Origin of the sequence: Hyphomicrobium sp. (assembly GCF_041659645.1) — a bacterium.
In the GTDB taxonomy this organism is placed as follows: domain Bacteria; phylum Pseudomonadota; class Alphaproteobacteria; order Rhizobiales; family Hyphomicrobiaceae; genus Hyphomicrobium_B.
In genome coordinates this window covers 876,859-896,194 of sequence record NZ_JBAZXX010000002.1, presented here as the reverse complement: position 1 = coordinate 896,194, position 19,336 = coordinate 876,859, and the positions used below count along the sequence as shown (strand labels likewise).

Sequence of the window (19,336 nt, the reverse complement as noted above, 5' to 3'; positions counted from 1 at the left end):
GAAATATTTCGGCACCCAGCGAGCGTATGTAGATCACGCGGCTTTCAACAAAGCGCCGCCCGAGAAACGGGGGCTGCAGGCGCGGATAGAGATAGATGGAGAAGTAAAATGAAGATCGCTGTTCTTGCTACGATGCTGCTCGTTTCTGGTGTTTCCGGCGCGTTCGCGGCTCCCTACCACTGCACGGGCGATTACAAGACCTCTGGCGCCGCCTGCGGCGTTTCGAAGTAAACAGAATACGGGTGATCTTAACTCGAAGAAGGGCGCGCCGAGCGGCGCCCTTTTTTTTCGGGTCAGTATTGCATCGCTGATCCCCGATCGGGGTTTAGGTATCGAAATCGCGATCATCAGATCTGCGTCCCGGCCTCTCAACATACCAATAGATGATGGCGCGGAAAGGCGCGGAGCTTACCTAGCGTTGGTGGCTTTGCAACAATCCGCCGGCTGCTGGAAAACCAGGAAGCGCGACGTGGACAGAGACGTACGGAGAACGAAAATGAAGATGATTGTTATGGCGGCGATGCTGCTGATATCCGGCGCCTCGGTCGCATTCGCGGCGCCCAGCTGCAATGGCGATTTCAAATCGACGGGCGTTGCCTCTGGTGGTTTCTGCGCGATTGCGAAGTAACGTAAACTGGCAAATATCGAGATGACGAAGGGTGCGCTGTTTGCGCCCCTTCTCTCGATGGATCAGCAGAATCGATCAGAACGATTGGGATTATGCGTTGGTTTCAGAAGGATTCCATACCCAAGTCCTTCTTAGCTTTTCGACAAGAGCTCGCTCGTTGAGCGGAGAAAAAAGGAGTTGAAAGATGAATAGGTTTGTATTCGCACTGTCGGCAATCGCACTCGGAATTGGAACGACGAGCGCATTTGCCGCCTCCGGTTGTTCCGGAGATTTTTCACGTGTCGACGGTCGGTGGATCGCCGATCCAAGTTGCCAACGTGCCGTTGCCCAGTCGATCGCATCGACGATGCACGAGCGCATCGGACGCGGCCCAGGTGAGGAAACGCACGGAGAATTTTGCCGCCGCAACGGCGACGATATCCGTGCGGATGGGTATTGTTCGGCATACAAATACTGATGTATGGGCGCGGACATATCCGGACAATCAAGAGCGCCCCGAAATCGGGGCGCTTTTCGCGTGACAAATAAGATCTGGAGGCGAGCCGCCGCCAATCTTCAATTGCAAGCAACGAATGCGAAGCTAAACACTCAGAAGTGCGCTGATGCTCTGAGGAGTGGAAAATGGCTTCGAACACATACGACGCGCTCGTAATCGGAAGCGGCGAAAGCGGCAAATATCTGTCGTGGCATCTGGCCCGATCCGGCAAGAAAGTCGCTGTGATCGAACGCAAGCTGATCGGTGGCTCATGCCCGAACACCAATTGTCTCCCAAGCAAGAACGAAATCTGGAGCGCTAAGGTCGCCGATCTGACGCATCACGCGGAGGCGTTCGGCTCAATCACCGGCGCAGTGACGACGGACATGCGGATGGTTGTCGCTCGAAAGCGGAAGATGGTCGACGGCCTCATCGCGATGCATCTCGATCTTTTCAAGCAAAGCGGCGCTGAGCTGATCATGGGCGAAGCTCGCTTCGTCGCACCAAAGACCGTCGATGTGAAGTTGAACGACGGCGGCAGCGCGACTTTCACTGCGGATCGCGTTTTTATCAACGTCGGTACGCACGCGACTATCCCTGATATCGAAGGGCTTGCCGCCGCAAAGCCGATGACGAACATCGAGGCGCTCGAACTCGATTATCTGCCGAGGCACCTTATCGTTCTTGGCGGCGGCTATGTCGGGCTGGAACTCGCGCAGACCTATAGCCGCTTTGGTTCACGGGTGACCGTCGTCGAAGCTGGGCCGCAGCTTGCCGGCCGAGAGGATTCCGATGTCGCCGCTGAAATCATGGAGGCGCTTCGCGCGGAAGGTTTGGCGATCGAACTCAACGCCAAAGTTTCCAAAGTCGAGGGTCGCTCGGGCGTGAAGGTCGTCGTAACGACGCAGAATGGCGTGATTGAAGGGACCGATCTCCTTGTCGCGACGGGTCGAACTCCCAATACGTCGGGAATTGGCCTCGATCTCGCGGGCGTCGCCGTCGATGCGCGCGGCTACATCGTTGTCAACGATCGCCTTGAGACGACGTCGGCGGAAACCTGGGCGATGGGTGAGAGCGCAGGTACTCCGCAGTTTACCCACGCCGCCTTCGATGATTTCCGCGTCATCCGCGATAACCTTGCAGGCGGCACGCGCAGCACAAAAGATCGCCTGATACCGTATTGCATGTTCACCGATCCTCCGCTTGGGCGGGTCGGCCTGAGCGAAGCCGCGGCGAATGCGAAAGGCATAAATGCTCGTATTGCGAAGCTGCCGATCGCTTCGGTGCTCAGAGCTCGAACGATCTCGGAAACGCGCGGGTTCATGAAGGCGCTTATCGGCGACGACGATCGCATTCTCGGTTTTGCTATGGTCGGACCGGAGGCAGGTGAGGTGATGGCTGTGGTGCAAACGGCGATGTTGGCCGGTATGCCATTCACTGCGCTCCGAGACGCGATCCTCGCGCACCCGACGATGGCGGAAGGCTTGGGACCGCTCTTCACGCGTGTTCCGGCCCTTTAGCCATCGGAATTTTCCAACCCCCGGAAAAATGCCTAAACCTTCGGCATTTGCGCAGAGTGCAGGCGTCTGCAACACGGCGAAAGCCCTGCAACGCGGGGCCTTTCCTTTTGACGGCGCTTGTCGCGTCTACTGTCGCAGAGGACGTCGCCGCTCGTGAAACCAGGTACGGTAGTCTTCCATTTTTGCGCGTTGCGCGGATGAAGCGTGCCGCTTGCACGTCGCGGATTCCTCGCTCTTCTCCGTTGCGCCCCATCGAGCTTCGACGCAATCGTTGACGTTGTACGCCATCTCGAGATCCTTCGATCGGTCGATAACGTCCTTGAGCGCGAGCGTCCATGTCGAGCCGTCGCTTCGGGTATACGAAAATTTCCGCGCGGCGATCTCGGACGCGAGCGTGCCACCGAGTTCCGTCTTCACCTGGTCCGCGCTTTTGTCTTTCGGCATTGCGTATCGTTCCGCCCGGCGGGCAACCCGATCAGGGAAACCGCGCACGACATCGATCGCGATGAGAAGACGCAAATCCCGCGAGGGCGTCGCAAAATCTTCCCACGCTCCCGTCGTCTCGAAAATCGAGGGACCGGATGGGATAGCAACTTCCGCGCCTCCACCGACTTGATATTTGCGGCCGTTCTCGACGGACGTAACGCGCGTCTTGACCTGCTCGTCGAGCGCCGTGATCGTCTCCTTCATCGCCCGCTCAGGATCGAGCGGATCGGGCGACATGACGTCGTCCATGCGATCATAGAAGTCTTCGACGCCGAGCTTAGACTGTTCGAGGGAAAAATCGCCGTAGTCGGGATCTTTGGCGATCTCGGCGTTCGTCAGCCGCCGGAGCGCGCCGCTATTGTCCGCGACAATCGGCCGGAAGCGTTTGAACCCAGGACTGCCCAGCGACGGGTTCTGAGCGAACAGAAAATTACCGCGCCAGAAGCGTTTGCGCGCAACCGTGCCGTCAGGCTGGCCGTCGACCGCCAGAAATACGCCCGCTGCTTCGCTCGTCTGCGCGACGCGTTTCACGAGAACGAGAACATGTCCGTAAGGATCGGCGTAGATCGTGCCTGGGCGCAACGTCTCGGCAGTGAGCGGCACCGGATAGTAATCGGTATTGTTGTCGTCGGCCGCTGTGCGGCCGGAGCCTGAGTGCACGGCGTTGGCGACGACCGTGCGGATATAATAGCCAAACCCTGGCACCAGGCCTTGCGGCCGTGACGACGATTGCGGTTCCGATTGTTGTGCGGCCGCCGTTTCGAAAACGCCAAACAGCGAATTGCTCGCGCTTTGCGTCGGCTTTTGTTTGGATGCCGACGGGGAAACGTCTTCCTTTTGAATGTTGAACCACTGCGGACAGCGCGGAGCTTTGCCGCCGCCGCCGCGCGAGCACTTGGAGTAGCCAAACGGTAAGCCGACCTTGAACGCGAAATACGCCCGAAGGAAATACGGGAGGTCGGCGCAATCGGGCTGCATAACGAGCTTTTTGCTGTCTTCGCCGAGTCCCAAATGATCGAAAAGCATGTTGCGGGATTTGTCGCGCAACACTTCGTGCAATGCGGGCCACGACGGCGCGGCTTCGATCGGGTCGTCGAAGAGCTTCTCGATCCACGCCGAATAGAGATTCTCGGTCTCGCGATCCCAGGTGCCTCTGATCGGCCAAACACTCTTGGCCGTCGGACGCGGCGGCGCCTCGGCGGTCTTGGTGACTGAGAACGTATGCCTGACCGTCGCGCACCCGGCTTCAGCGCCCTCGCGCGTCAGGGTCGCAACCCAATCTCCGGACACGGGCGACGCAACTTCCGCAAACCAGAAATAGGGCGGCCCGCCATGACGCTCGCTCGATGTGACGGCGACTTTGCCGTCGGGAGCGGTGAGGGAAAGCTCACCCTTGAGCGGTTTCTCCGCAGTGAATACGACCTTGAGCGGCGCGCCTTTCCACGGCGCGATTGGCGATGCGAGAACAGCAAGGCCGGCCTCGGTTTCGCAGGCCGCGAAGGCGTCTTTAGCTTGCCCTCGCGTCGGCCCGGCGGCGACGGAAAGAATTGCGATTGCAGCCAGCAAGACAGCCGGTGCAATTCGGCGAGAATGGCGTTGGGGAAACAACGGACCCCCCCTTTTGAGTGCTCCCTAGATATCGAACACTATCGCAGGAGCCTTGCCCAAACGATGGCAGAGCCAATCTTCTTTATTGCCGCCCTGTGAGGGAAACCTTGCAAACGCGCGTCTTAACCAATCACTCGTCCGAATAGCGCTGCTCTTTCCACGGATCGGCGCGATTGTGATAGCCGTTCACTTCCCAGAAGCCGGGAGCGTCGCGGGTCGCGAATTCGATACGCTTCAACCACTTCGCGCTCTTCCAAAAGTAGAGATGCGGCACGACCAGACGAACCGGGCCGCCATGTCCACGCGTCAACGGTTTGCCCTCCCAGCTATGCGCCAAGATCGCATCCTCGGAAGCGAAGTCCTCCAATGTGATGTTGGTCGTGTAGCGGTCGTGGCTATGCAGGATCACGAAATGCGCGTCCCGGGTGGGCATCACGAGATCGAGCAAGTCCCGAGTCGCAACGCCCGTCCAGCGATTGTCGTAGCGCGACCAAGTCGTCACGCAATGGATGTCGGATGTCTTGCCGCTCTGCGGTTCGCTTTGAAACCTGGGCCAGTCGAGCGTGATCGGGCTCTCGACGGCGCCGTCGATCGCGAGCTGCCATCGGTCGAGCGCGATCTCCGGCTGCTGGCCGAGATCAAGCACAGGCCAATCGCGCACCAGATGCTGGCCAGGAGGCAATCTCTCGGACTCCATGCGTGCCGTGCGCCCCGTCAGGAATCGCCCTTCCTGCGCCCAGCGTTGCTTCGTCCGTGTCAGCTTGCTGGTTTCCGGCAGATCATCGTTGCTGTCTTCGGCGGCCACGGCTCAGCTCTCCGTACACAATTGACGTTCAGCTCCGGCTTTCTGGGTCGCTGCGATGATCTCGAACGAGCGCAGCCGAAGAATGTGATCGTAGATATCCGAAACGATCATAATCTCGTCAGCCCCGGTTTCGTCAACGAGAGCTTTAATTCCACTGCGGACCGATTCCGCAGAGCCGACGATGGAGCGTGCGAGCATATGCGTCGCCTGCAGTTTTTCCTGCGGTGTCCAATAAACCTCGATATCGTCAATCGGCGGCTGGCTAAGTTGGCGCGCGCCTCGGAGAAGATTGGCGAACGACATTTGCTGCGTCGTTGCGAGGTGGCGGGCTTCGCGATCAGTTTCGGCAGCGACAATGTTGACGCCAACCATCGCGTGCGGACGGTCGAGCTGTTCCGACGGCTTGAACCGGCTGCGATAGATTTCGAGAGCTGGCAGCAATTGCGCCGGAGCGAAATGCGACGCGAACGCGTAAGGCAATCCGAGTTCGGCTGCGAGATACGCGCCGTAGGTGCTTGAACCAAGGATCCACAGCGGCACGTTCGTTCCCGCAGCCGGAACGGCTTGAACGCGCTGCATAGCGGCCGCCGGAGCAAAGAAGGCCTGCAGCTCCAGAACGTCCTGCGGGAATGTATCGGCGGCAGAGGGTTGTCGCCTCAAAGCCTGCACGCTGATCTGGTCGGTGCCGGGTGCCCGTCCGAGCCCAAGGTCGATACGGCCGGGAAAAAGCCGCGCCAGGGTTCCGAATTGTTCAGCGATCACGATGGGCGCGTGGTTGGGAAGCATGATGCCGCCCGCGCCGACGCGGATGGTCTTCGAGCCCGCAGCGATATGCGCAATGACGACCGACGTCGCGGCGCTGGCGATGCCGGGCATATTGTGGTGTTCCGCCACCCAAAAGCGCTGGTAGCCCCACTTTTCCGCGTGGGCCGCAAGATCTCGGGCATTATCGAGAGCCCCGCGCGCATCCGTATTTTGTGTGACGCGAACAAGGTCGAGTATCGAGAGTGCAGCCATGACGTCCTCCGGGCTGTCGCATCATGTAGGTGCGCGCGCCCGTGATGCCAATCCGGCGACCGTCGTCTCAAAAATTCATAGTGTCGCGGACGCGATACCAGGCTTCGACGAACGGAACCGCACGGCGGGCAATCGGATGAGCCGGAAACGGAGGAAACGCCAGATCGTCAAATGCCGTATGGCCCTCGGCACTGCCCAGCATCTGCAAGGCGATTTTATTGCCGAAGTAGGTGGCGCGCGACACGCCCGTCCCGCAATAGCCAAGTGCGTAATGGATGCCGAAGGCCGTCTGTCCGATATGTGGAACCTCGTCGTAGGTGTAGCCGATCCGGCCATCCCAGGCGTGCGTGACGGGCACATCTTTCAGGTCCGGAAAGACCCGCAGCATGTCTGCCGCGAGATGCCGGAAGGCGGCGGGAGACGCGCTCGCGGCGAAGCGCCCCTCGCGGCCGCCCCAGATGATGCGACGCGCGTTCGGCGCTCCCCGAAAATAAGAGAAGACCCGATTGGTATTGCCGTAGACACGGTTCTTCGGCAGCAGCCGATTATAAAGGTCTTCCGGAATCTCGTCCGTCGCTATGAGCCCCGATCCAACGGGAACGATGCGCCGCCCAAGCTCCGGAACGAGGCCGTCGGTATAGCCGTTGCTCGCGACGATGACGTTCCGCGCGATGGTTTCCCCACGGCCCGTGCGGACGCGGAACGATCCCGAAGCCGGCTCGATGTGTACGACGGCAGTATGGTCTATGACTCTCCCACCCGCTTCCATGACGCGCAGCATCAAACCCGCATGATAAAGACCGGGATGCAGCGAGGCATCGTTGGGAAGCACTGAGCCGCCGAAGAAAACGTCCGAGCCGATTTCCGAGGCTTGCTCCGATTTCGGCACCATGAAGCTTTGGACGCCTGCGATCTCTTTCAAATCGCGCATGTCGGCGGCCATGGCTTCATAATGTTCGGGCCGGATGGCGGCGCGGAAGCGGCCGCAGCGGCGAAAGTGACAATCGATCTTCTCCGTCTCGATCAATGCGGCGATATGATCGAGCATGCGCGTGCCTTCGCGCAACATTTCTTCAGCTTTCCGTCTTCCGCGTAGTGCGATGAGCGTCTTGATGCGAAATTTCTGGTTGCCGCTGCCGATCTGGCCGCCGTTCCGCGTGCTGGCGCCAAATCCCGATCGGCCGCGCTCGAATATCACGACATCTCGACCGGCCCGCGCAAGCGTCAGCGCCGCCGAAAGCCCCGTGAAGCCGGACCCCACAATCGCGACATCACATTGTGTTGGGACCGGAATCTCGCCGCCCGCAGCCTCGGCCGATGCGGCTTCCCACCAATAGGGTTTGAAGGTCAGCGAATGACGATAGTTCATTTTTCCGCTGGCCAGCGCTCCAGCCGTCGGATGGGCCGTAGAGGGGGGATCAGTAGGTCGTGGCACGGAAGTCCTCATGCATGCTGCGCGCGCAGTAATTATCCTGCTTATTGGATATTTGCACGAACCAGACAGGGGGCGCGGCGAGAGCAGCGCTTGGTTACTCGCTCAAATCCCGCCATCCCTTGCTGCGCGATACGGCGTCATGAAAACGCTTGCGCGCTACCGAGCTGTCGCCGCGGCGCGGACTGAAAGTGTGCGTGAGACTGTCGGGATCGGGCAGCACGATGCCCGCTCCGAGCGCGGCAAGCTTCGCCGTCCCGAATGCGGTCCGCTCGTCGAAATCCGCAACGATGACATCGCGGCCGATCATGTCTGCCAGAAACTGCGCAAAGTAACGGCTGCGCGCGAGGCCGCCATCGATTGCAATCGAACCGCCGATTGGAACGTGTGCGTGCATCGCTTCCACGACGTCGGCGGCGCTGAGCGCGATACCTTCGAGCAGCGCTTGGCGTAGATCGGCCTGCGTCGTCGCCGCCGACATGCCAAGGAAAAGCGACGCCGCCGTTCGGTCCCAGTGCGGACACGCGAGGCCCGAAAGCGCCGGAACGAACACGATGCCACGATCGATTGCGGGCTCAGCATCGAACCATTCGAGGTCTTTCTCGATGTCCGATACGAGACCGATACGCCTTGCCCACTCGACCGCCGCCCCCGCGTCGTAAACACCGCCGTCGACCGCGTACGTCATGCGCCCGTCAAGCGCCCACGCGACCGTCGGCAGCAGACCCTTTTCCGGAGCGTGCGCGATCTCGGTGCCAGTGACGGCCAAGGCGAATGCGCCGGTTCCGAAGGTGATCTTCGCGTCGCCCGGTTTCCGGCAGCCGTGGCCGAACAGAGCCGCTTGCTGATCGACCACCGACGCCATGACAGGAACGCCGTCGATCCGCCCGAAGTCGGCGACCGTCGGGCGGATTTCAGGCAGGCAGGAAATCGGCACGCCGAACAGATCGCACAGGTCCTGGTCCCATCGGCCCGTTTCGAGATTCATCAATGACGTCCGCGATGCCGTCGTCACGTCTGTCGCGAAATGGCCGGTCAGGCGATGAAGAAAGAACGCATCCGTCGTCCCGAGGCGTAAGCGTCCCGCGCTCAATGCATCCCTTGCCGCGGGAGTATTGTTGACGATCCAAGCAAGCTTCGACGCCGAAAAGTAAGCGTCGAGCGGAAGACCAGCCCGCGAGAGCGTCAGTGATGCCGCGCCCTTATCTTTCAACCGCGCGACGGCGTCGGCCGTCCGGTTGTCCTGCCAGACGACGACGGGAGACAGCGCCTTACCGGTCTCGGCGTCCCACGCCAGACAGCTCTCGCCTTGATTGTCGATGCCGATGCTATCGACCGCGCCCGCAGCATCGAGACAACTTCGGATGTTCGCCAGCAGTTCTTCCGGGTCGTGCTCCACCCATCCCGGGTGCGGATGAAGCTGCTGATGCGCAACCGAGCAAGCGATATCGAGCGCGCCATCCGTATCCGCAACCAGCACGCGCGTCGACGTCGTCCCCTGATCGATCGCCGCTACACGCATGCCGAACCGCTCCGAATTGTCGTCGATGGCCGGTCGTCGACACCGATGATGACGTCTGCGTCGGCCTCCGAAAATGCCGCCAGCGGCGCCAGGATTCGCCGCTCCGGTCCGGAGGTCAATGGCTGTTGTCGTATCGCCCGCCCGCGCGAATGCGCAACCAGCACGCCTGAAACTTCGCACGCTGCGCGCAATTGCAAATGATCGAAACCGCCGCCGCCTGGAACCAGCCGCTGCGGAACGACATATCGAATGCCGGTTCCCGGCGTCAGCTTGATCGCGTGCTCCGGTTTCGATAGCTTGCCATCCAAGTCTTGAGCGACGAACGCTCCGACTCGCCGCCCCTCGCGCCACGACCATCCGGCCGTTTCGACGGGATGCAAGACATTCCCGGCCGCAAAGATTCGCGGCTCGCTTGTCCGTGCGAATTGGTCGATCACGGGGCCGCCCGTGCCGCCGTCGATTTCGAGCCCCGCCGATCGCGCAAGCGCCGATTCCGGCCGGAACGAGCCCGTGAAGACCACGCCGTCGCAAGCGACGTCTTCAAGACTGCCGTCCGGCAAGCGCAACGTTACAGCCTCGACGCGCGGACGGCCTTTGATATCGGCAATTCGCGTTCCGTAGCGAACCGGCACGCCGAGCAAACGCGGGAGCGCCATCGAAACGCGGCGCACAGTCGGGCGGTCACGGCTCTCGATCATGGCAACCGGCTTCGCGCCGATCTTGCGGCATGTCAGCAAGCTCGAAAGCGAGACGAGCTCGGTTCCGACGATCACAGGACGGCGAAACGGCACGAGATGCTGAAGGTAGACATACTCTTGCAGTGCGCCGGTGTTGAGAATGCCGAGCGGCCGCTCGCCCGAGATCAATCGCGCCGAACGCGGCCTCTCCCGCACGCCGGTCGCGACGATGACGCGCTTCGCAACGATCGTCAGCGGCCCGCGATTGCTAGCGCACGTAACGATAAGATCGTCGGCATAGTCGATGGAAACGACCGAGCATTTGAGCTGCAACTCGACCCCAGCCTTGACTGCCCGATCGACAAGCCGCCGAGCATAGGCAGGGCCGGTCAGGACAAGCCCGAATTCGCGCATGCCGAATGGCGGGTGGCCGCAATGACGGGGAATTCCGCCCGCAATCGGTTCGCGTTCGACAACCATTACGTTGCCGACGCCGAGGCGTTTCAGATGTGTCGCCGCTGATAGGCCTGCCGGCCCCGCGCCAATGATGAGCACGTCGGCGCTTCGAACGTCGAACGGGGCCGACATCACGCCGCGTCCCCCACGGCGAGGGGCGACGCGAAGCAGCCTTCCGTCAAAGCCGCGAGCTGCGCGTTGCAATAGAAGCCTTGGCAACGGCCCATGCCGCACCGCGTCCGGCGCCGGAGGCCGCCGAAATCGCCAGCCGGCAATGGCCCGGATAGGGCCTGCTCGATCTCGCGCAGAGTAACCATCTCGCAATGGCAGACGATTTCGCCATAGCCCGCGGACTGCCAATCTCTCGGGCGATTCTCCGCGAGATTCGGCACTCGCGGCGTTTGCGGGTTCACGATCGCCGTGTGCTCATTTCCCAAATCTCGATAGAGCTTGAAGATGTGCTGCGCGATGCCGAGCGATGCAGTGAGGCCGGTCGAGCGAATCCCTCCAACGGTTATCCAATTGCGGTTCGCATGCACGGCAATGCGGTAGGCTTTCTCCTCCGTTGCGGGCCTGAGGCCGGCGTAAACAGCCGTAACGTCGACGTCGGCCAACGCTGGCACCATCTCTTCCGCCTTCGCAAGCAACCCGCGCAACGCCTTTTCTTCGACGGTCGCGCGCTCGCGGTCGTCCTGCTCCTCAGCGGTTGGTCCGACCAGTACGTTGCCGAATGCCGTACGCGTCAGCACCACGCCTTTTGTGCGCTCCGATGGTACCGGCAGAATGATTGTTTTGAGAAGCTTCGCTGCCGCCTTGTCGAAAACGACGAATTGCCCCTTCCGCGGCTTGATCTGAAACGATGCCGATCCGAGAAGGCGCGCGTCGAGCCTGTCACCGTACAGTCCGGCGCAGTTGATGACGGTATGGGCGCGGCGAACGCCTTTGGTGGTTTGCAGCGTCCAAACCTCGCCGTCAAAATTTCCTGAAATCACCTCTGTCGCAAATGAGATTTCAGCACCGTGCGCTGCCGCCTGGCGCAGATAGCCGAGAAACGGCGACCAGGGATCGATCACATGCTCGCCGGGAACAAGCAGAGCTTCGAGCGCACGCATTGAAAGCTCTGGCTCGCGAGCGCGGATTTCCGCCGCCGTCAGTCGTCGAACGGTATCGACACCATTGGTCTTTGCTTGTGCCTCGATGCCGTCGAGCGCGTTGCGCTCCGCTTCCGACCAAGCGACCACCATCGCGCCGGTCTCAAGCAGCGGCAGGTTGAAGCTTTCGCGGATCGATAGATATTCGGCGTATCCGGCTTGCATGCAACTCAGTTCGATGCTGCCCGGAGGCGCGTCGAAGCCCGTGTGCAGGATCGCGCTGTTGCCCTTGCTTGCGCCCGAGAGCAGGTCCGAGCCGCGATCGAGAAGAACGACTTTGGCGCCTTCAAGGGTGAAGCGCCTCGCCATGGCACAGCCCACGACGCCCGCACCGACGATGGCGACGTCTGCCACAGACATAATACCTTGTCCTTTGCCATTCAGCGCCAGTCCCGCGCCGAAACGGAAATAAAAAAGCCGTGGGTCTGTTGAACCCACGGCTCTCGTCGTTGTCGAATTTAGGCGGACTCGCCGACGGCTTTCTCGGCTGCGGCGATCTCGGCCTGCCGCCTCGCGATTTCAGCGCCGATCGGAGGCCCCTTGAAGCGGCGAGATTCAATACCGAACCACAGGACGATCAAGAGAACGATCAAGCCGATCGCGTAGTTGATCAGGATGTCGAACGGAGGCTGAATGCCCGCGTACATGAGGACCAAAACACCGGCGATGGAAATTAACGCCAGCGGCTTCGACCAGAAACCGAGACGGAACGGCCCGAACTCGGTCCAGGTTTTGCCTTCGGCGAGCATGCCAGCAGCAATCGGCATCACGTAGGAAACATAGAGGAACAGAGCGCAACCCGCTGCCAGAGCCGCAAAGGCCGGTGAGTAAAGCGTCGCCGCGACCGACAGAACAGCAGCCAGCCAGATTGCAGGCACCGGCGTCCGCCATTGCGGACTGACCTGCTTCCAAAGGCTGGAACCGGGCAGGCCACCGTCACGAGCGAACGCATAGATCATGCGCGACGTCGATGTGAGGCCCGCAAGCGCGCAGATGAAGTTCGCAATCACGATGCAGATAGCGATCACGTCTTTGAGCGGTGTAGGCGCCGGAAGATTGTTGAACAAGTTGAACCAGGCATTGCCGCCGTCCTTGGCTGTCGCGGCGAGGTCGGGACTCGCGAGGACGAAGGAAAGTGCCATCACGAAGCCGAACACCAGTGACCAGAACACCGAGTGAATCATGCCGCGCGGAACGGCCCGCCGTGCGTCGGCGGTTTCCTCCGAGGTATGGGCGGAAGCGTCGAAGCCCGTGATCGTGTAGAGCGGATAGAGAAGACCGATGAGGAAGGCGACCAATGCAGTGCGCGGCTCGGGGACGTAGCCGCCGCCCGGTTCGCCCGTGTTGTTCACGAAAGTGAAGGCCCGGTGAAAGTCCCAGGTTGCGCCCCAGATCAGGAACATCGCGGTCAGGACGACCGCGACGACGAGGATCAGGTAACCGGAGAAGTCGGTCAGCAGCGTCGTCAGTTTGATGCCGAAGTGATTGACCAGCGCCTGTGCCAGCACGATGACGCTGACCGCGCCGACCTGTACGTAGTAGGCGTGGTTGTTGTTCGCGATCACCTGATCCATGGTCATGCCAGCGGGAAGGGGATCGGTCGCCAGCGTCGTCCACGCCGTCACATCCATGTGGAACACGCCGGCCAGCACTAGGTCGCGGAGCAAAAGCCACACGCCGACGTCGACGGACGCCACGACGAAGATCAGACCGAGCAGGTTGATCCAGGCGGTTGCCCAGCCCCAGCCGCGGCCGCCGAGAATGGACGACCAGTGGTACAGCGCACCGGCAGTCGGATAAGCCGAAGCGATCTGACCGAGGCTAGTCGCAACGACAAGAGCAAATAGACCACCAACGATCCAGCCGATGGTCGCTTCGAAGCCGCCACCCGTCGCCATCGCCAGCGGGAACGACGTGATGCCACCGGCGAGAATGCAAATAATCGAAAACGAAATTGCGAAATTCGAGAATCCACCCATGCGCCGCGACAATTCTTGCGCGTAGCCCATTGAGTGGAGAACTTTGGTGTCTTCGTCCTGTGTCATGCTCAACCCCCAGTTGCGGATGATTGGAACCGGCCAAACAAAATTTGCCCATGTAGGCAGGTTATTTGTTTGTATGGTCCGACAGAACTGCTGAACAGTCAAACAGAATGACCGAATAGGCAACGATAATGCGACCGAACAATAGACGGGAACGGATTGAGCAGGTCGTCCGTGAGCGTGAGCGTGTGACCGTCGACGCTCTGGCCGAACTCCTTGGAACCTCACGAGAAACGATCCGCCGCGACCTCACCGATTTGGCCGAGCGCGGCCGTGTACGGAAGATTCACGGCGGCGCGACGCTCGCCGAGCCGAGACTTACGGAGGATGTCGAAGGCTCGTTCCAGGGCCGGCTTTTGGAAAATGCCGACGCCAAGCGTGCCATTGCCCGGCGCGCTGTCCAGTTGTTTCAGCCCGGCGATACCCTGTTCGTCGATACCGGAACGACGACGTTGTGGTTTGCCGAAGAACTCTCATCGGCGACCGGATTGACCATCATCACCAATTCCGCGGCCATTGCTGCGCTCGCGTCGCGCGGACCCTCGAGCGCGACATTCCTGATCGGCGGCGAATATCGCGCCGACGGCACGGAAAATCTGGGGCCTCTTGCCATCGAGCAGATCGGACATTTCCACGCGACACACGCCGTCCTAGCGGCCGGTTCGGTCGAGACGGTCGGTATTCTCGACTTCGACGTCCGCGAGGCTGACGTCGCGCGCGCCATGATCGCCCAAGCTCGTTTCGTCACGGTGCTCGCGGATGCTTCGAAGTTCGGTCGCGGCGGCCTTATCAAGGTCGCAACGCTCGATGCCGTCACGCGGCTCGTCACCGACTCGGATCCGCCGGGCGAAATCGCCAGCGCCCTGAACGATGCGGGCACGGAGTTGGTCAAAGCTTGCTAGCGGTCTGCGGCCCGAACAACGACGAATCCGACGCGTCTTAGGCTTGGCCCAGAACCCTCCCGGCGCCACGGATAGTACGAACGTAAACGGTCGTGCCGGCATCGAATGTTTCCGTGGACCGGCGTCGCCCTATATCGATCATCAACTTCTGGCCGCCCGAGATTTCGACGAACAGCCGAAGCATCGGCCCATAGAACACGGTCGAGGTGATCTGAGCAGCGACCGTATGTTCGGAGGGGAATGTCTGCACCGTCAGCTCTTCGGGTCGGATACAGATGAGAGTGGATGCGCCGCGCGGGGGCGCCGCCGTTGCGCACTCGGCCGGGATGTCGACGATCATCGGTCCGGCTGAGACGCGGACGCCCTCGGCGGTGGTCTCCAGCACTTCGGCGTCGAGTACGTTCATCGATCCGATGAAGTCCGCGACGAAGCGCGTCGTCGGCGCATCGTAAAGCTCGGAGGGCGATGCAATCTGTTCGATTCTGCCGCGACTCAAAACCACGATGCGATCGGAAATGGACAAGGCCTCGGCCTGATCGTGCGTCACCATGATGAACGTGGTGCCGAGCCGCGACTGCAGCCGTTTCAGCTCGATCTGCATCTGCTCGCGCAGGTTAGCGTCGAGCGCCGACAGCGGTTCGTCGAGCAGCAGAACGCGCGGCGAGCAGACGAGCGCGCGCGCGAGCGCAACACGTTGACGCTGGCCGCCCGATAGCATCGAAACGCGTGCACGGATTTTGTCGCTGAGCCCGACGAGTTCCAGCGCTTCCTTCACTTTTTTGTCGGCCTCGGCGGCCGGAAGCTTGCGCAAGGACAGCCCAAACCCGACATTCTCCGACACGTTCATGTGCGGAAAAAGTGCGTAATCCTGGAACACCGTGTTGAGTGGCCGGTCGTAGGGCCGTAGATCGGTGATGTCTTTGCCGTCAAGAAGAACGCGGCCGCTGGTCGGGGATTCGAAACCGGCCATCACACGTAGGCTGGTCGTCTTTCCGCACCCCGACGGCCCAAGAAGACTGACGAACTCGCCGTGCGCAATGTCGAGCGTGACGTTATCGAGACCGATCGTCCCACCGTCGAAAACTTTCGATACTCCGTCGAGGCGCAGGAGCGGGTCAGTCGCCATTACGGATCTCTGTCGACTTCGTGGTATTGATCCACACGATCTCGCACCGCTCTTTGCCGCGATTGCGGAATGAGTGTTTCAACGTGCTCTTGAACGCAAAGCTGTCGCCGGTTTTCAAAAGATAAATGACGCTGTCGATCGTCAACTCGACCTGTCCCTTTTTAACGAGCCCGAATTCATAGCCCGCATGGCTATAAGATTCGCCCGTCCCACCGCCCGGCTCAACGTGCACCAGAAGGCCCGTCAGCACCGAGCCGGGCGGCGAAAGAAGTTCCTTGCGCATGCCTTCAGAACGCACCGGAATCTCTTTTCGTCCCGAGGCGCGGACGACGTAAAGGTCACCCGTCGTCTCCTGGTCGTTCGAAAGAAGACTGTGCGGCTCGACGCCGAGTGCCGCGGCCAGCGGCCACAACACACGGATCCGCAGCGAAGTCAGGCCGCGTTCGATCTGACTCAGCGCGCCGACCGAAATACCGGCGCGCTGGGCGACTTCCGTAATGCCGAGTTTTCGTTCGAGACGGAGCGCACGAATACGGCGGCCAAGACGGACGTCTGCCTCCGATGGCGTCTGGTCCGAGGCGTCCTGGCGCGCGTCTGTAATTTTTATCCGTCGCACGTTTGTAGCCCTTCTCTGAAAATTCGGCATTCTGCGTTTCCAATCGGAGTGCGATCAGCCGCCCGCCTTGACCTTTTCAAACATCTTTGCGAGCTCGTCGTTCTGCTTCATCGGGCCGGTAAAGACCGTGGTCTTCAGCACGATGTTCGGGTCGGCCGGAAGCTGCAGGCGGTCGAGTTCTTCCTTCGGCACGAGAGCGAACGCTGCGCTCGACGCGCTGCCGTAGCCATATTGCGTGATGAGTTCCTTGCCTGAATCGCCTTCGAGACGGCTGTTGATGAAGTCGTACGCGAGATCGACGTTCTTGGCGTCCTTCAGCATCACTAATCCGCAGGCCCAGGTCAGCATGCCTTCCTTCGGCTTCATGAATTCGACCTTGACGCCCTGCTTCTTAAGCGTCGTCGCCGAAGCGTTCCACGTCATGGCCGCAACGAGTTCGCCGCTCGCGAGCGACTGCTCGACGGAGGTCATGTCCGTCGTGTAAGCTCGGAGAAGCGGGCGTTGCTCGCGCAGCTTCGCCGCGACCTTGTCGAGGTCCGCGGGAGACATATCGAACGGGCTTACGCCAGCCAAGAGGGCCGCGACGACAGGCGTATCGTGGACGGCGTCGATCGTCGCGATGCGTCCCGTGTATTGCTTGTCCCAAAGCAAGGTCCACGACGGCGCCGGGTCCTTCACTAGGTCGGTTCGGTATAAGATCGACGTATTGCCCCAATCCCACGGAACCATCCAGACCTTGCCGTCGCCCGCTTGAATGTCGGGAAGGTCTTTGAAGACCGGAAAGATGGTATCGAAGTTCTTGATGCGCTTCGTATCGATCGGCTGCAGCAGGCCTTCTTTGTTCCAGCGCGCGATCTTGTCGTAGCAGGGGTGCGCGAGATCGGGATGGAAACCGGCCTTTACCTTGGTGAAAGCTTCGTCGTCGTCACTGAACACCGACGTTTCGACGCCGTCCGGATGCGCGGTTAGGAAGCTCTTGTTGAAGGCCGGCAATTCATAGCCCGACCAGGTGAAGTACGTGAGCTTGTCTGCGGCCATCGCAGGCGACGCGAGAGCCGCAATGAATGACACAAGACCCGCGGCCCCGCGAAGCACGTTACGTGTCGTCAATCCTTGCATGACTTGATACTCCTCGTTTGCGTTCAAGAGATGGGTAGATTTCCTTTGGCAGTCACCGGAAGATCGTCCGCGAACGCGCCGCGTCGCCGGATCAACTCGGCGGCAGTCGCGATGACGATCGAAGCTAAAAGAATGACGGAACCGAGCGCCATGACGCTCGGAAGGGATTTGGGGAAGCGAAGCTGACCCCAGACGAAGAGAGGCAGCGTCTGCTCCGTCCCCGACAGGAAGAACGCGACGATGAACTCGTCGAACGACGTCAGAAACGACAGCATGAATGACGATACGATCGCAGGCGCCGCGAGCGGCAGGATGATGCGCCGGAATGTCGTCCATTCATGCGCGCCAAGATCCATCGCGACTTCGCTGAAACTCTTGGGCAATGCCAGAAACCGGCTTCGCATGATGACGACCGCAGTCGGCAGCGCGACGAGCGTATGGCCAAGCACGATGGCGACGCGCGATGGGCCAAGGCCTGCGAGATTGACGAGGATCAGAAGCGCGATGCCGACGATGACGCCCGGGATAAGAATAGGAAGCCGCGCAAGCGCCGATATCGTGCGCGAGATGCGGTCGCCCCCGGCGATTTCCATATAGCCCACGGTGACGCCGATCGTCGTCGCCAGGAATGCCGCCGTCAATCCAACGATCAGGCTCGTTTCGAAAGCGCGATGCAGATTCTCGTTATCCAGCAGGCTGCGATACCAATCGAATGTAAATCCGCTGAGCGGAAACGCGGCCTGTACAGAGTTGTTGAACGAAAATATCGGAATGATCGCGATCGGCAGATAGAGAAACACGACGTACGCGACGATATAGATCCTAAGCCAGGTCGCGTTTTTTGACGGCGCCGCACTCATGTCCGGCTCCCGAAATGCTTGTCGGCGAACCGTGCGATCAGCACCACAACCAGGATCACGAGCATCACGATGACCGCAAGCGCCGCCCCGAACGGCCAGTCGTTGGCCTTTCCGAATTGCGCCTGAATCATTGAGCCGATCATCGTGCTGCTCGGGCCGCCGACGAGCGCGGGCGTAACGTAATCGCCGACAGTCGGCACGAAAACGACGAGCGCGGCGCCCATGACGCCCGGCATCGAGATCGGCAAAATCACTCGGCGGAAGACCGTGAACGGCCGCGCGCCGAGATCTTCAGCGGCTTCGATCAAGGATCGCGGAACATTCTCGAGAGCGACGTAAATCGGCAGGATCGCGAACGCCGCATAGGCGTGCGCCAGCGTGACAACGACCGCCGCGGGCGTGTTCAAGAACGCCAAAATCGGCTCTGACGTTATTCCGGCCGATAGCAGCGCCGAATTCAAGACGCCGTTGTAAGCCAGCACGACCTTCCACGCGAACACGCGCAGCAGATAGCTCGTCCAGAACGGCAGCGTAACGACGAACAGCAGCAGCCCACGGTGCCGGCCGGCGTGAAACGCCAGATAGAACGCGACCGGATAGGCGGTCGCCACGGTCGCAAGTGTGACGAAGCCCGCGATCGCCAGCGACCGCAGAATGACCGTCGCGTAAAGCGGATCCGATAAAGCGTCCGAAAAATTCTTGAATGTCACCCCGCCGCCGAGCAACGAGCCGTCATTCGTCCTGAAGCCAAGAAACAGCACCACGCCGAGCGCGAAAAGCACCAGGATCGATGTCGCCAATGCGCCGGGAACCGACATTCCGAATTGGAATAGCCGCTGGCGGCGCTTCGAAGCGGCCGGTGCCGTGAAGTCAGTTTCGGCGGAAACGCTCATA

18 protein-coding genes are annotated in these 19,336 nt (G+C 60.8%); 5 read left to right on the top strand and 13 right to left on the bottom strand.

Going from position 1 to position 19,336, the window contains the following annotated elements:
• Window positions 1-108: 108 nt before the first annotated feature.
• The 4 genes from WC811_RS09260 (at window position 109) to WC811_RS09245 (ending at window position 2,623) form a co-directional block, all read left to right on the top strand.
• Window positions 109-231 (top strand): hypothetical protein, encoded by a 123-nt coding sequence (locus WC811_RS09260; RefSeq protein WP_372643393.1) that lies wholly within the window; start codon window positions 109-111, stop codon window positions 229-231.
• Between the two features lie 265 nt (window positions 232-496).
• Window positions 497-628 (top strand): hypothetical protein, encoded by a 132-nt coding sequence (locus tag WC811_RS09255; protein ID WP_372643391.1) that lies wholly within the window; start codon window positions 497-499, stop codon window positions 626-628.
• Between the two features lie 184 nt (window positions 629-812).
• Window positions 813-1,085, top strand: coding sequence for a hypothetical protein (locus WC811_RS09250; RefSeq protein WP_372643388.1), 273 nt, complete (start codon window positions 813-815; stop codon window positions 1,083-1,085).
• 164 nt (window positions 1,086-1,249) lie between these two features.
• A complete protein-coding gene (locus tag WC811_RS09245) occupies window positions 1,250-2,623 on the top strand; it encodes an FAD-dependent oxidoreductase (protein WP_372643386.1) in 1,374 nt (457 codons plus the stop codon).
• 126 nt (window positions 2,624-2,749) lie between these two features.
• On the opposite strand, the gene WC811_RS09240 is transcribed toward WC811_RS09245, so the two are convergent.
• From WC811_RS09240 to WC811_RS09205, 8 genes are all read right to left on the bottom strand, one after another.
• Window positions 2,750-4,717 carry a hypothetical protein gene (locus tag WC811_RS09240; RefSeq protein WP_372643383.1) on the bottom strand — a complete coding sequence of 656 codons (1,968 nt, stop codon included), beginning with the start codon at window positions 4,715-4,717 and terminating at the stop codon, window positions 2,750-2,752.
• Between the two features lie 130 nt (window positions 4,718-4,847).
• The gene (locus WC811_RS09235) at window positions 4,848-5,522 is read right to left on the bottom strand and encodes a sulfite oxidase-like oxidoreductase (protein ID WP_372643380.1); all 675 of its coding nucleotides are present in this window, start codon (window positions 5,520-5,522) and stop codon (window positions 4,848-4,850) included.
• A gap of 3 nt (window positions 5,523-5,525) precedes the next feature.
• Entirely contained in the window at window positions 5,526-6,539 is a 1,014-nt protein-coding gene (locus WC811_RS09230; protein ID WP_372643377.1) for an LLM class flavin-dependent oxidoreductase, read from the bottom strand.
• 67 nt (window positions 6,540-6,606) lie between these two features.
• The gene (locus WC811_RS09225) at window positions 6,607-7,908 is read right to left on the bottom strand and encodes an NAD(P)/FAD-dependent oxidoreductase (protein ID WP_372643374.1); all 1,302 of its coding nucleotides are present in this window, start codon (window positions 7,906-7,908) and stop codon (window positions 6,607-6,609) included.
• A gap of 160 nt (window positions 7,909-8,068) precedes the next feature.
• The gene (locus WC811_RS09220) at window positions 8,069-9,493 is read right to left on the bottom strand and encodes an FGGY family carbohydrate kinase (protein WP_372643372.1); all 1,425 of its coding nucleotides are present in this window, start codon (window positions 9,491-9,493) and stop codon (window positions 8,069-8,071) included.
• On the bottom strand, window positions 9,484-10,758 hold the full coding sequence (locus tag WC811_RS09215) for an NAD(P)/FAD-dependent oxidoreductase (protein WP_372643370.1): 1,275 nt from the start codon (window positions 10,756-10,758) through the stop codon (window positions 9,484-9,486). Before WC811_RS09215 ends, WC811_RS09220 begins: the two co-directional genes overlap by 10 nt.
• On the bottom strand, window positions 10,758-12,137 hold the full coding sequence (locus WC811_RS09210; RefSeq protein ID WP_372643367.1) for an NAD(P)/FAD-dependent oxidoreductase: 1,380 nt from the start codon (window positions 12,135-12,137) through the stop codon (window positions 10,758-10,760). The genes WC811_RS09215 and WC811_RS09210 overlap by 1 nt, the downstream gene beginning before the upstream one ends.
• 98 nt (window positions 12,138-12,235) lie before the next feature.
• Window positions 12,236-13,822, bottom strand: coding sequence for an amino acid permease (locus WC811_RS09205; RefSeq protein WP_372643365.1), 1,587 nt, complete (start codon window positions 13,820-13,822; stop codon window positions 12,236-12,238).
• A 128-nt stretch (window positions 13,823-13,950) separates the two neighbouring features.
• Between WC811_RS09205 and WC811_RS09200 the strand changes: the two genes are divergently transcribed.
• On the top strand, window positions 13,951-14,721 hold the full coding sequence (locus tag WC811_RS09200; RefSeq protein ID WP_372643362.1) for a DeoR/GlpR family DNA-binding transcription regulator: 771 nt from the start codon (window positions 13,951-13,953) through the stop codon (window positions 14,719-14,721).
• Between the two features lie 37 nt (window positions 14,722-14,758).
• Here the strand turns inward: WC811_RS09200 and WC811_RS09195 are convergent, their stop codons facing one another.
• From WC811_RS09195 to WC811_RS09175, 5 genes are read right to left on the bottom strand one after another with little or no spacing between them, the layout of a single operon-like run.
• Window positions 14,759-15,847, bottom strand: coding sequence for an ABC transporter ATP-binding protein (locus WC811_RS09195; protein WP_372643359.1), 1,089 nt, complete (start codon window positions 15,845-15,847; stop codon window positions 14,759-14,761).
• Window positions 15,837-16,463, bottom strand: a complete 627-nt coding sequence (locus WC811_RS09190) for a cupin domain-containing protein (RefSeq protein ID WP_372643356.1) — start codon at window positions 16,461-16,463, stop codon at window positions 15,837-15,839. The genes WC811_RS09195 and WC811_RS09190 overlap by 11 nt, the downstream gene beginning before the upstream one ends.
• 54 nt (window positions 16,464-16,517) lie before the next feature.
• Window positions 16,518-17,582 (bottom strand): ABC transporter substrate-binding protein, encoded by a 1,065-nt coding sequence (locus WC811_RS09185; protein WP_372643353.1) that lies wholly within the window; start codon window positions 17,580-17,582, stop codon window positions 16,518-16,520.
• A 23-nt stretch (window positions 17,583-17,605) separates the two neighbouring features.
• The gene (locus tag WC811_RS09180) at window positions 17,606-18,442 is read right to left on the bottom strand and encodes an ABC transporter permease (RefSeq protein WP_372643350.1); all 837 of its coding nucleotides are present in this window, start codon (window positions 18,440-18,442) and stop codon (window positions 17,606-17,608) included.
• Entirely contained in the window at window positions 18,439-19,335 is an 897-nt protein-coding gene (locus WC811_RS09175; RefSeq protein ID WP_372643348.1) for an ABC transporter permease, read from the bottom strand. Before WC811_RS09175 ends, WC811_RS09180 begins: the two co-directional genes overlap by 4 nt.
• Window position 19,336 lies beyond the last annotated feature (1 nt).

Bases quoted from the DNA above. Each gene is read 5' to 3' on its own strand.
- WC811_RS09195 (WP_372643359.1), bottom strand. From the start codon at position 15,847: ATGGCGACTGACCCGCTCCTGCGCCTCGACGGAGTATCGAAAGTTTTC.
- WC811_RS09260 (WP_372643393.1), top strand. From the start codon at position 109: ATGAAGATCGCTGTTCTTGCTACGATGCTGCTCGTTTCTGGTGTTTCC.
- WC811_RS09180 (WP_372643350.1), bottom strand. From the start codon at position 18,442: ATGAGTGCGGCGCCGTCAAAAAACGCGACCTGGCTTAGGATCTATATC.
- WC811_RS09230 (WP_372643377.1), bottom strand. From the start codon at position 6,539: ATGGCTGCACTCTCGATACTCGACCTTGTTCGCGTCACACAAAATACG.
- WC811_RS09255 (WP_372643391.1), top strand. From the start codon at position 497: ATGAAGATGATTGTTATGGCGGCGATGCTGCTGATATCCGGCGCCTCG.
- WC811_RS09225 (WP_372643374.1), bottom strand. From the start codon at position 7,908: ATGAACTATCGTCATTCGCTGACCTTCAAACCCTATTGGTGGGAAGCC.
- WC811_RS09175 (WP_372643348.1), bottom strand. From the start codon at position 19,335: ATGAGCGTTTCCGCCGAAACTGACTTCACGGCACCGGCCGCTTCGAAG.
- WC811_RS09215 (WP_372643370.1), bottom strand. From the start codon at position 10,758: ATGTCGGCCCCGTTCGACGTTCGAAGCGCCGACGTGCTCATCATTGGC.
- WC811_RS09200 (WP_372643362.1), top strand. From the start codon at position 13,951: ATGCGACCGAACAATAGACGGGAACGGATTGAGCAGGTCGTCCGTGAG.
- WC811_RS09250 (WP_372643388.1), top strand. From the start codon at position 813: ATGAATAGGTTTGTATTCGCACTGTCGGCAATCGCACTCGGAATTGGA.
- WC811_RS09185 (WP_372643353.1), bottom strand. From the start codon at position 17,582: ATGCAAGGATTGACGACACGTAACGTGCTTCGCGGGGCCGCGGGTCTT.
- WC811_RS09205 (WP_372643365.1), bottom strand. From the start codon at position 13,822: ATGACACAGGACGAAGACACCAAAGTTCTCCACTCAATGGGCTACGCG.
- WC811_RS09220 (WP_372643372.1), bottom strand. From the start codon at position 9,493: ATGCGTGTAGCGGCGATCGATCAGGGGACGACGTCGACGCGCGTGCTG.
- WC811_RS09210 (WP_372643367.1), bottom strand. From the start codon at position 12,137: ATGTCTGTGGCAGACGTCGCCATCGTCGGTGCGGGCGTCGTGGGCTGT.
- WC811_RS09245 (WP_372643386.1), top strand. From the start codon at position 1,250: ATGGCTTCGAACACATACGACGCGCTCGTAATCGGAAGCGGCGAAAGC.